A 10,726-nucleotide genomic window follows, 5' to 3' on the forward strand; every position below is an offset into this window, starting at 1 on the left:
ATGCTTTTCGTCGGTGCGGGCGGCTGGGCGGCAACCGCACAGCTGACAGGGGCGATCATCGCACCGGGCATGGTCAAGGTCGATCAGAACCTGAAGTCGATCCAGCACCGCGACGGCGGCATCATCAGCGAGATTGCGGTCAGGGAAGGTGACTTTGTCACGAAGGGTCAGGTCATGCTGCGGCTGGATGACGCCGAAACCCGTGCAGAGCTTTCGATCGTCCGCACGCAGCTGGTCGAATTCATGGCGAAACAGGCGCGGCTCATGGCTGAGCGCGATAATCTCGATGCGATCATGATGCCAGCCGAATTAACCGCACGAACCAATGATTATCCACACGTGTTCTTTGGTGAGAAGCGTATGTTTGATGGCAATCGTCAGAACCGCGAGAGCCAGAAAGAACAGTTGATCCTTGGCATCGATCAATTGGGTGAGGAGATCAAGGGGCTCGAAGCGCAGCACGATGCAAAGATCGACGAGATCGCTCTGGTGAAGACTGAACACGGCAAAATCAAGGGGCTGACCGACAAGCGCCTGATCGAGACTTCGCGTAAATATGTCATCGATCGGGAGATGGCCAAGCTGTTGGGAGAACGCGGAGAGGTCGAAGCCAATATCGCACGCGCTAAGGCCCGCATGGGTGAAATTCGCCTGCAAATCATTGCCATAGACGAGACTGCCCGTACCGAAGCACAGCGGGAACTCTCCTCCATCGAACCCAAACTCTCCGAACTTCGGGAACGGCGAGTGGCCATGGAGGATCGGCTGGCGCGAGCCGATATTCGCGCACCGCTCTCGGGTACTGTCAACGAACTCGCAGTCCACACCATCGGTGGTGTTATCACCCCGGCGGAGAAGCTGGTCACACTTGTCCCCGCAGATGCCGCGTTGAAGATAGAAGCGAAACTGTCACCGACCGACATCGACCAGGTTTTCGTTGGACAGCCGGCAAAATTGCGCTTTTCGGCCTTTAACACACGCACGACGCCGGAACTGCATGGCCGTATTGCTTACGTCTCCGCGGCGACCAGCAGCGATCCCTCGACCGGCCAGGTCTACTATCTGTGCGATGTGATCGTTCCCTCGGAGGAGCTTGAAAAGCTCGGCGACAGCAAGCTCATGCCTGGCATGCCAGTCGAAGTATTCGTTTCGACGGAACAGCGCACTGCCATGTCCTTCCTGTCCAAACCCCTCGCGGATCAATTCAATCGCGCCTTTCGCGAACAGTAAGGAAGGGGCATTAGGAAAGCATCGGCGTGCGGTGAGTCTCCAACGTTAAACGAACTTCAACAAATTGGGTTTGACCGTGCCACATTTTGAAACCGAAGCAGCAATCTCCCTGGAAGCTATGCAAAATACCAGAACGTGTGGCCGCATCCCGTTTTCCAGGATCAATGCTTTTCACGAAGTTTAGTTTGTGTAAACGTTAGCTGTAAACTATCCTTGCAAATGGCTATTTTTGGCCTGTCAAGTTATTGAAGGCGTGCAACGCCACTGCGACCATCATCTTCATCCAGTTTGTTGCGGTTTATTGTCACCCAAGGTAAGAGGCCAAGTTCGGAAGTGAGGCAAGGGTATGTCGGGTCAAATTGAGGTCATCGTAGTAGACGATTATCCGTTATTCCGGACCGGTATCATTCAAACTCTTAGTACTGACGAGAATATTACGGTTGTGGGCGAAGGATCAACGGCCGAGGACGCTATCCAACTCAGTTCTCGCTATGCTCCTAATATTGCACTATTGGACATTTCCATGCCAGGTGGTGGCATCGAGGCCGCCAAAAGGCTATTGAAGTTGACTAGCCCGACTAAGGTCATATTTCTTACCGAGTTGGAAGCAGAAGACAATGTATTGGCGGCCATCGACGCTGGCGCCGTGGGGTATCTTCTGAAGGATACCAGCGCCACCGACCTTGTATCGGCGATTAAAATAGTAGCTGCCGGCGGATCTTTCATGTCGCCAATCATTGGATTTCGTGTCATCGCTCACCTCAGACGGCCTTCGGTAGCAGATGTGCTTTCCTCCTTGTCCCCCCAAGAAGAGCGTACACTTCGCCTAGTCGCGAATGGATTAAGCAATCGGCAGATTGGCGACATCCTCGGGATCGTGGAAAAGTCTGTCAAATCGCATATGACGAATGCAATGGCAAAGCTCGGAGTCCAAAACCGCGTGGCTGCAACCATTGTTGCCCGACAAGGCTGGGGCGAATCGATGCTTAACAGCGAGGTGGAAGTCAACTCTGATCATGGGGGAACAAAACGAGTAGTTCGGCTCTCCGAGCAACCTCGACAAAGAGTCGTTGATTAGAAGTTGTCCCTGCTCGATGACAGCAAATCGCGAACGTCTTCATAGCCGGCGTAGGCAATTAATCCGAAAGCCGATAACGTGAGAACGCTTGTCAGGCCGAATGTAATCCGGGTGAGTTCAAAGATCATGCTGGGTGCCCCCTGCGCTTCTTCCTGAGTACACGCAGCTCGGATTTGACCGAAAGTAATAGAGCCGATCTCTTGAAGGAGGAGCGCTAGGATGAGCACCGACCTGGATACCGTGCGGTCCTATGATACGGTCGCGGCGGAGTACGCTTCAGAGGCCGCGGCGATGCCAGAATGGGTCGCGACAGAGATCGATGCGTTCGTGACCGCGCTGGGTGGCTCGGGCAGGGTGCTGGAGATCGGAAGCGGTGGCGGGCGAGATGCACTTGAGCTTGAGAAGCGGGGGATTAGCGTCCGGCGCACCGACATTTCAAAGGGCTTCGTCGAACTGCTTCGCGAAAGTGGCTTCGAGGCCGACCTGCTGGACCCGCTGACCGAAGACTTGGCCGACCCGCAACGTCCCGGCACGCCGTACGACGGGATCTGGGCCTGTGCCTGCCTGATTCATGTCGCGCGCGCGGATTTCGGTACGGTGCTTGAGCGGCTTACCGAGGCTACCCGGACCGGTGGCCGATTGCACGCCTCGGTTAGAGAGGGCGAAGGCGAGGATGTGTCCACACACGGCAGTGCTGCAGCGCCCCGGCGCTACGTCGAGACGTACTGGCGCGAGTCTGCCCTGCGGTCCGCACTCACAGACGCGGGCTGGATCGTCAGCGAGGTACGTCGGTGCGTCGGAAAGCCCCATGATCGGTGGCTGAGCGTTCGGGCGAGTCGGGCGTGACGCACACAGAACTTGTGGGAATGCTGGTCGTGGCGCGACTATGAATTTTAGGTGGTCGCCAATGTCTGCTTCCGGGCGAAGGCAAAGATCGCATCTATGGCCGAGATGCGGGCGCAAAGCGGACTCTACACCTTAATAGTCAGAGGCCGTCATTCACGACTCGTCAATGTGGTGGAATTGCGGGCGCCTGTCCGTCGCAATGACGCCATCGAGCGTGGGGAGCTGACGAATCCAGTCATCGAAGCCTTCGCTAGCTTACCTTCCTACCCTCGTGTGCAGCCGGTGTACACAGTCGTCCATGAGCATTTATTCGACTGATATTTGACGAATAATTCGGGTATCATGCTAAGTAATTGATTTTGTTGGCGCACCCGACAGGATTCGAACCTGTGACCTCTGCCTTCGGAGGGCAGCACTCTATCCAGCTGAGCTACGGGTGCTGATACAAGGCTTGGCCTTACATGCGCGAAGCGTTTCTAACCGATGCGGCCCGCAGCTTCAATGGCGAATTTCAGTTGTGCGCCGGGAAATGGAGGGCACTCGTCGTCACGCTTGATCCGGACACTTAAGGATGGCGAAGTTCATCTCGGAGCGCACGCGAAAACCCATCGCCTTGTAAAGCGAAATGGCGGGCGTGTTCGTGGCATAGACATGGAGGTAGGCAATCTCATTCCTTGCCGAAATCTCGCCAGCGACAAAGCGGAAGAGCATGGTACCGAGACCGCGACCCTGAAAGTCCGGATGGACGCAGAGGCCGCTGAGTTCGGCAAAGCCCGGCTGGCGCATCCGCTGACCAGCCATGGCGACAAGGCCGCCATCGATCTTGACGCCCCAGAAGTTGCCTAAGCTTTGGGCGTGAAGTGTGAAGGGGCCGGGTTTGGTCAGCATGGCCAAGGCGAGCATCTCGGCTGAATCGGCTTCGGTCAGCAGTTCGATCCTGCTGTCGCTGATCCGCTCAAAGGCCTGTTCGGCGATCATCTGCACGAGCTTGGCTTCCGAGATAACCGTCAGGCCTTCTGGAACCGTGATGGCTTCGGATTCGACAAGCGCCATGACCTCATGGGCAGTGAGCAAATTCTCGAGGGCCTCCATGCTTTCGGCCGTATTGTCGGCCGCGGCGGCAAAGGGGACGATGGAGGGTGGATACCGGCGGGCACGCTCACTGCCTTCGGCCAATGCCGAATGGAGGGTTCGAAGTGCATTCCAGGCCGGGCGGTCGAGAACGTGGCTCATGATTTCTGTCCCTTGTCGAGTTTGCCGCGATTGGCAAGTGGCGCATCTGCAAGGCCGCTCTCGATTGCTGCCAGTTGTTCCAGGATCGGGCCAGCAAGATCGTCACAAAGTTCGCTTACTGCCCGTTCTATGCGCGGCCAGACCAATCGTTTCGAATAGTCAACGAGTTCCCGGCCCTTCGGCGTCAGCGATACCAGCTTTCGACGTTGATCCTCGATCGAAGTCTGCATGTCGACATATCCCAATTCCTGAAGCTGCGAGATGATGCGGGTGGCACCCGGTTGTGTGATGCCGACAGCTTGGGCAAGCTGCCCCGTGGTCAGCGGCCCGGCGCGGTCGATCGCCGCAAGAAAGGGATATTGGGCGGACTGAATGGGGACGCCGAACTCTTCGATGATGCGCTGCGTATCAGCCTGAAGGCGTTCGCCGATACGGCGGAAGCGGCTGCCGAGGCAGAGGAACCCCAACGATTCGACGATATCTTCAACCAAGATGTTTCCTCGCGACAAATTGTATAACAAGTTATATAATACGTTATAAAACCAAAAACAAGAGTGACAGCAGAATGCACCGATGCGGGCCAATCCTGTCATGCACCTGACGCGTGGGAAGTATAATGTCCCGAACCGATGCAGCCTCGGGCCAAAAGGCGAACTTTGCGTTGATTCCCGCCTCGCATGGCGTAATGATGTCTCACAGGTGCTTGGCTGGGCTATAAAGGCCTTATTGACAGAAAAGGGAAAATTCCCATGGCGTCCAAGACAGATTTCACCACAGAGGAATGGAGCGAGGTGCTTGGCAGCGTCATGATGGCGGGGATGGCCGTTACGCTGGCCGATCCAAGCGGCCTCATCGGCATGACCCAAGAAGGGCTGGCCAGTGGCAGCGCACTGATCGCGGCCAAGACCGATCCGAATTCAAACACCTTGATCAAGTCGGTGGTATCCGACTTCGAGACGTCCGAGGGACGCACGGCCGCGCGCAACCTGATCAAGAGCAAGCTTGCGGGTAAGCAGGCTCCCGAGATGAAAGGCGCTATCCTGGAAACGCTCAGCCAAGCCGTCACACTCGTTGGCGCGAAAGCTCCAGATGACGCTGCCGGGTTCAAGGCTTGGCTTTATAGCATCAGTGAACGCGTAGCGAATGCAGCAAGCGAAGGTGGTTTCTTGGGTTTTGGCGGCGTTCGGGTGAGCGACGCGGAAAAAGCCACTTTGGTAGAGATTTCGAAGGCGCTTAAGCTCACCGCTTGAACGGCCAGATCAACATTAACGGGAGGACGTTTCAATGGCCAGCAACCAATCAGTGCTAGAGCAGATGCTTCAGGCTGCTCTGCAGGGAGGTGGACTCCGCGCGGGCCAGGGAACGAATACGCCTAGCCAGCCGGCGGCGAGCGGGTCGGGCAATCTTAGCGATATTTTGGGAAGCCTGTTGGGCGGGAGCCCAGCAGCAGGTGGGGGCGGAGCAACCGTGGGCCGATCGGTTCCTGCTGGCAACGGCGGGCTGGGCGATATTCTGGGCAGTCTCCTTGGGGGTGCAGCAGCCGGCAACGGCGCGAGCGGTGGCAGCGCTCCAACGAGATCGCCCCAGCCGCAGGCCCAAATCCCACAAAAGGCTGGAACGAACGATCTCGCCCGCTATGGCGGCATGGCGGTGATCGGCGTACTCGCCTACCAGGTGTTCAAGCGATATCAGCAAGCAGGACAGTCGGGAGCAARGTCGTCCGGAATAGATACGGCTGCAGTGGCGCCGCCGGCCGACAATGGTTTTCATCCAGCACAGGCGCCTGGTGGCGCCGATGCCCTCTCCGGTGTGTTCGTCAAGGCAATGGTGGCCGCGACACAAGCCGATGGCGTCATCGACGACGATGAACAGCGCAACTTGGCCGGGCGCCTTGATCAGCTCGGTATCAGTTCCGCTGATCGCCGCGGCTTGGCGGAACAGTTGACGACGCCTGTGGATCTTCGAGAGATCCTGAACGCCGCGACTTCGCCGGAGGTGGCGCTTCAGATTTACATGGCTTCAGTTCTGGCGATAGCGGTCGATACACCCGCTGAGAAAAATTATCTCGACGGGCTCGCGCGTGCTCTTAAGATCGATCCAAGGCTAAAGGTACAGGTCGAGCAAACTTTGGGGCGCGCCTGACGCGCCTTCGCGCATGGACGATCTGAGTTGATCTTAAACGTGATGTCACATGGCCGGTCCTGTCTTGCGCAGCAGAACGATGGCGATGAAGTGCTCGTGAGGTTGCGGATTGGCGGCCAGACGATCGGCGAATCGGCTGAATATCTCATCAACCAATGCTGCACGATCTCGCGCAGGATCGATACAGTTCATGATCGTTGGACCTGAGAAACCTCGCATCATCCCTGTCCAGCCGCGAGCGAGTTTGGCGGCATCCCCAGACCGCTCGAAATCATCCCAATGAATGTCCGGTCCTTGCTGGATTTCGGCATGCTCGATTTGCAGCCCGGCGAAGTGCTTCGGAAAAAAGGCCGTTGCGCCTCATATCGCAAAAGACTTCCCACAATTCCCCCGTCAACCATTCCCATCCCAGCCTGTCCGGACGACCCCCGGGGAAAAGCGATAGAAGTCGACCGCCGGGGCGGAGTTCTCTGGAACGAAGTTCCAAAAAATTCCGCCAGTCGCGAGCCTGTTGCTGCACAACTGCTTCCTGAATCTCCGGCAACTTGCTGCGCATTGCAAACGCATGATCTGGCGCGTCGATTGGATTCCGGCTCATCCATTGTATCGTCCAGGAATTCCAACCGAGATGAACGCGTCCAGGCGGCATCAAAGGTTCGAAATAGGTGCGGCCGATAGCCGAGGGAAAGATTCCCGATTTTCCCGCCATGTAGCTGACAGGATTGTCGTTCAGCGCGTGAAAAGGGACGCAAAGTCATTTGAGGGCAAATCAGTGTGGATAACTTCCACCATTCGGTCCTCACCGACTCTACTCCGGAGCACTCTGATCGCCGCAGAAACAGGCTCCATCGAGTTGATGCCTTGTGATGAGCCGTAGTCGGCAATGACGAGCGTCTCTTCTCCCAATTGCACGGATTGGGCGGCCTTTTCCCAGAGCGCCAGGGCGGTGGCGTTTCCGGCTGCTTGCATGGCGGAATTACGATTATAGAAGCCATGGCCCTCCATGGCAGCAATCGCAGGGTTGACTGCTTCAGGCATGTTTGCCCCCCAACCCGACACATTGCCTCACCATGCGGGTTATATGCAATTCTATACGCCTTTCTGCGCACGCTTACAAATTCGGGCGGCCGTCTTTGCGTTCCTGGTGTTGCCGAAGGCCATGGCGTCCAATGGCGATGGCAAGCGCGACCGCAATCAAAACTGCCGCCACGACAAATGTTATGCGCATACCGGTAGCAATGGCCTCGGGCCGCGCCGTCTCTATGTCCATCGTAGCTGACGCGAACGTGAACAAAGCACCCATGACGGATGCGCCGGTGATGAGCCCGAGATTGCGCGACAAGCTCAGCAGCCCAGAAACGACACCCCGTCGGTCCGGGGGGACATCCATCATGACGACCGTGTTGTTTGCGGCCTGGAACAATGCATAGCCGGTGGTCAAGACGGCGATGGCAGCAATATAGCCCGCAATGCCGAACATCGCCGGAAGCACGGCTAGTGCCAATGAACCGGCCGCCATTTCGACTAGTCCAATCATGACCATGATTGGCGCGCCCAAACGGTCGACCAAATGACCAGCCGGGACGCCGCTCAATGCGGACATAATTGGTCCGATCGCCATAACGATTCCAAGGAGAGCCTCGTTGAGCCCGAGTGCACGGGAGAGGTAGAACGGCCCGACCACCAGCGTCGCCATCATGACAGTCGAGACGAGCGCGCTCATGATCAGGCTGCCACTCAGCACCGGATCGCGGAACATAGCCAACCGGATCAGAGGTGACGCTGCGCGCGCCTCGGTGAGGACGAACAGGCCGGTTCCACAGCCGGCGGCCAGCAGCAGAGCTATATTGAGCAGACCGAAACCACCGCGCCCGATCGTCATGGAGAGCGCATACGCGGCGAGCGTCAGAGCAAGCAACAGTGTGCCCGCAATATCGAAACCGGCTCGATTTGCCATCGGTCGCGGGTGATCACCGGGCAGATAGCGATAGGCGAGAAGAAAAGCCAGGATACCCAGCGGCGCATTGACGAGAAAGATTGCCTGCCAACCTAGCCCGGCGATCAGAACGCCGCCGAGCGATGGACCGAGAGCAGTGCCAATCGCCGACATCGTTCCGAGCAACCCCATTGCGCTGCCTGTCTTTGCCTTTGGAACGATCGCGCTGATGAATGCCACGGTGAGAGCCATCATGATGGCCGCGCCAAGGCCCTGCGCTGCCCGTGCGGTAATCAACAGCCAGAGCGTGGAGGTGACACCGCACAGGATCGAGGCAAGCGTGAAAAGAAAGATTCCGGCCAGTAGCAGTCGTCGATGACCTATAGCGTCGCCTAGCCGTCCGACGCTGACGATCAAAGTGGTGATGGCGAGAAGATAGGCAAGGATGATCCACTGCACTTCCTGGAAGGAGGCATTGAACACGAGAGCCAACGTCGGCAGGCCAACATTGGCGATGCTCGTGCCAAGGGAGGACAGCAACATGGATAGCGACAGGCCGGCAAGCGCCAACGGGATCGAAGCTGTCCGTTCTGCATGTCCGGCTACTGCCTCATTTTGAGCTGCGATGATTGGCTTCAACATGAACTCCGCTTTCTGCTGTCTCCATGTCGCATCCCGATCTCAATTTGCTTGTCACCCTTGATGTGCTGCTCGCTGAAGGAAGCGTGGCTCGCGCCGCCGAAAGGCTGCGGCTGAGCCCGTCCGCGATGAGCCGCGCACTGGCGCGGTTACGGCAAACGACCGGCGACCCGCTGCTCGTCCGGGCCGGACGCCGTCTTGTTCCAACACCCCGGGCACTAGAGCTTCGGGAGCGCGTCGGTCTGCTTGTGCAGGATGCAGAAGCCGTTCTGCGTCCTCAAGAGACGCTCGACCTGAAGCGGCTTGTGCGAACATTCACGCTCAGAAACAGGGATGGCTTTGTCGAGAATTTCGGACCACGTCTCATTACACGGGTGAGTGAAGAAGCACCGGGCATACGGTTGCGCTTCGTGCAGAAGACCAGCAAAGACAGTCTATCCCTTCGCGACGGAACGGTTGATCTGGAAACCGGCGTTGTGGGCAAGACAACGGGTCCTGAGGTGCGCGCGCAGGCGCTGTTTCGTGATCGTTTCGTTGGTGTCGTTCGGATGGGACATCCGTTGTGCGGCGTCACGATCACGCCTGCCCAATATGCAGCCGGTCGGCACATCCTCATCTCTCGTCGCGGGCTCGACAGTGGACTGATCGATCATGCCCTTGAACCGTTAGGGCTGAAACGGGAGATAGTGACGATCGTCGCCGGCTTTTCGGAAGCCTTGGCTCTGGCGGGTGCCTCGAACCTGATCGCCAGCGTTCCCGAACGCTATACGGGAAACTTGCGCGCCGGAATGCATAGTTTTCCCATTCCGATAGTCATGCCAGAGGTCACAATTTCATTGCTCTGGCATCCGCGGCTGGACGCCGACCCCGCGCATCGTTGGTTGCGAGGGGTCGTGCGGGATGTTTGTGCGGAGTCCATCGACTGGGGAAGACCGCCGCGACCATCGGATGGCGCATGAAGCGCCGAGAAATCGATCACGGAGAGGTTGCTTTGGGGCTTCCCATCACAAACATGTTAAAGCAGTTGGGCGCCATTTATGAGATATCTGTGGCTTGCGTCCGTAGAAGACCGTAGGAGATTAATATGCAGATGAACCGACGTCATGTATTGGCGCTCTCCGGAGCCGCTGCTGCGACAACGCTCTTTGCCCCGGCCATCAAGGCTCGCGCGGCCGCGCCCTTCAAACAGCCCGAACTGCCTTACACGGAAGACGCGCTTGCGCCGGTGATTTCGGCGAGAACGGTTGGCCTCCACTATGGAAAACACCATGCCGGTTACTTCAAGAAGCTCAATACCTTGGTTGAAAAGACACCCTATGCGGATCTCTCACTCGAAGAGGTGGTTGTGCGCGCCAAAAAGGATGGAGATACCGCGATCTTCAACAACGCCGCACAGGCATGGAACCACAATCTCTATTGGCAACAGTTCAAAGGCGGACCTGCCGCACCCAAGGGAGCATTTCTCCAAGCCATCGAAAAGGACTTTGGCGGGTTTGACGAACTGAAGAAGAAGATGATCGCCGAGGGCGACAATGTTTTCGGCACAGGATGGGTATGGCTGGTCAAGGATGGTGACAAGCTCTCAATCGTCGGGATGCAAGACGCCGGTGACCCGCTCGCGG

Annotated in this window: 14 protein-coding genes and 1 tRNA gene; 7 read left to right on the forward strand and 8 right to left on the reverse strand. The window is 57.5% G+C overall.

What is annotated here, in order from left to right; all coding sequences use genetic code 11:
* Together ACXJ5O_RS10205 and ACXJ5O_RS10210 are read left to right on the forward strand one after the other, a co-directional pair.
* Positions 1-1,230: HlyD family type I secretion periplasmic adaptor subunit (locus ACXJ5O_RS10205; RefSeq protein WP_457299792.1), on the forward strand; the 1,230-nt coding region annotated here is incomplete at its 5' end.
* A 346-nt stretch (positions 1,231-1,576) separates the two neighbouring features.
* Positions 1,577-2,308, forward strand: a complete 732-nt coding sequence (locus ACXJ5O_RS10210) for a response regulator (protein ID WP_457299793.1) — start codon at positions 1,577-1,579, stop codon at positions 2,306-2,308.
* On the opposite strand, the gene ACXJ5O_RS10215 is transcribed toward ACXJ5O_RS10210, so the two are convergent.
* Positions 2,305-2,436 (reverse strand): hypothetical protein, encoded by a 132-nt coding sequence (locus ACXJ5O_RS10215; RefSeq protein ID WP_457299794.1) that lies wholly within the window; start codon positions 2,434-2,436, stop codon positions 2,305-2,307. The genes ACXJ5O_RS10210 and ACXJ5O_RS10215 overlap by 4 nt on opposite strands.
* Before the next feature lie 91 nt (positions 2,437-2,527).
* Between ACXJ5O_RS10215 and ACXJ5O_RS10220 the strand changes: the two genes are divergently transcribed.
* A complete protein-coding gene (locus ACXJ5O_RS10220) occupies positions 2,528-3,154 on the forward strand; it encodes a class I SAM-dependent methyltransferase (protein WP_457299795.1) in 627 nt (208 codons plus the stop codon).
* A gap of 363 nt (positions 3,155-3,517) precedes the next feature.
* Here ACXJ5O_RS10220 and ACXJ5O_RS10225 read toward each other — a convergent pair.
* The 3 genes from ACXJ5O_RS10225 to ACXJ5O_RS10235 form a co-directional block, all read right to left on the reverse strand.
* Positions 3,518-3,594, reverse strand: a tRNA-Arg gene (locus ACXJ5O_RS10225).
* A gap of 106 nt (positions 3,595-3,700) precedes the next feature.
* Positions 3,701-4,387, reverse strand: coding sequence for a GNAT family N-acetyltransferase (locus tag ACXJ5O_RS10230; protein ID WP_457299796.1), 687 nt, complete (start codon positions 4,385-4,387; stop codon positions 3,701-3,703).
* Positions 4,384-4,878, reverse strand: coding sequence for a MarR family winged helix-turn-helix transcriptional regulator (locus tag ACXJ5O_RS10235; protein WP_457299797.1), 495 nt, complete (start codon positions 4,876-4,878; stop codon positions 4,384-4,386). Before ACXJ5O_RS10235 ends, ACXJ5O_RS10230 begins: the two co-directional genes overlap by 4 nt.
* A gap of 258 nt (positions 4,879-5,136) precedes the next feature.
* Between ACXJ5O_RS10235 and ACXJ5O_RS10240 the strand changes: the two genes are divergently transcribed.
* A complete protein-coding gene (locus tag ACXJ5O_RS10240; protein ID WP_457299798.1) occupies positions 5,137-5,637 on the forward strand; it encodes a hypothetical protein in 501 nt (166 codons plus the stop codon).
* Positions 5,638-5,671: 34 nt separating this feature from the next.
* Positions 5,672-6,529, forward strand: a complete 858-nt coding sequence (locus ACXJ5O_RS10245; protein ID WP_457299799.1) for a tellurite resistance TerB family protein — start codon at positions 5,672-5,674, stop codon at positions 6,527-6,529.
* A gap of 45 nt (positions 6,530-6,574) precedes the next feature.
* Here the strand turns inward: ACXJ5O_RS10245 and ACXJ5O_RS10250 are convergent, their stop codons facing one another.
* The 4 genes from ACXJ5O_RS10250 to ACXJ5O_RS10265 form a co-directional block, all read right to left on the reverse strand.
* A complete protein-coding gene (locus ACXJ5O_RS10250; RefSeq protein ID WP_457299800.1) occupies positions 6,575-6,751 on the reverse strand; it encodes a hypothetical protein in 177 nt (58 codons plus the stop codon).
* A gap of 49 nt (positions 6,752-6,800) precedes the next feature.
* The gene (locus ACXJ5O_RS10255; RefSeq protein ID WP_457299801.1) at positions 6,801-7,238 is read right to left on the reverse strand and encodes a hypothetical protein; all 438 of its coding nucleotides are present in this window, start codon (positions 7,236-7,238) and stop codon (positions 6,801-6,803) included.
* Positions 7,239-7,258: 20 nt separating this feature from the next.
* Positions 7,259-7,567, reverse strand: a complete 309-nt coding sequence (locus tag ACXJ5O_RS10260) for a hypothetical protein (RefSeq protein ID WP_457299802.1) — start codon at positions 7,565-7,567, stop codon at positions 7,259-7,261.
* A gap of 73 nt (positions 7,568-7,640) precedes the next feature.
* On the reverse strand, positions 7,641-9,107 hold the full coding sequence (locus tag ACXJ5O_RS10265) for an MFS transporter (RefSeq protein ID WP_457299803.1): 1,467 nt from the start codon (positions 9,105-9,107) through the stop codon (positions 7,641-7,643).
* Between the two features lie 23 nt (positions 9,108-9,130).
* Between ACXJ5O_RS10265 and ACXJ5O_RS10270 the strand changes: the two genes are divergently transcribed.
* Together ACXJ5O_RS10270 and ACXJ5O_RS10275 are read left to right on the forward strand one after the other, a co-directional pair.
* The gene (locus tag ACXJ5O_RS10270) at positions 9,131-10,063 is read left to right on the forward strand and encodes a LysR family transcriptional regulator (protein ID WP_457299804.1); all 933 of its coding nucleotides are present in this window, start codon (positions 9,131-9,133) and stop codon (positions 10,061-10,063) included.
* A 125-nt stretch (positions 10,064-10,188) separates the two neighbouring features.
* Positions 10,189-10,726 (forward strand): superoxide dismutase (locus tag ACXJ5O_RS10275; RefSeq protein ID WP_457299805.1); only part of this gene is annotated, 538 nt, incomplete at its 3' end.

The organism is Phyllobacterium sp. P5_D12, assembly GCF_054049495.1.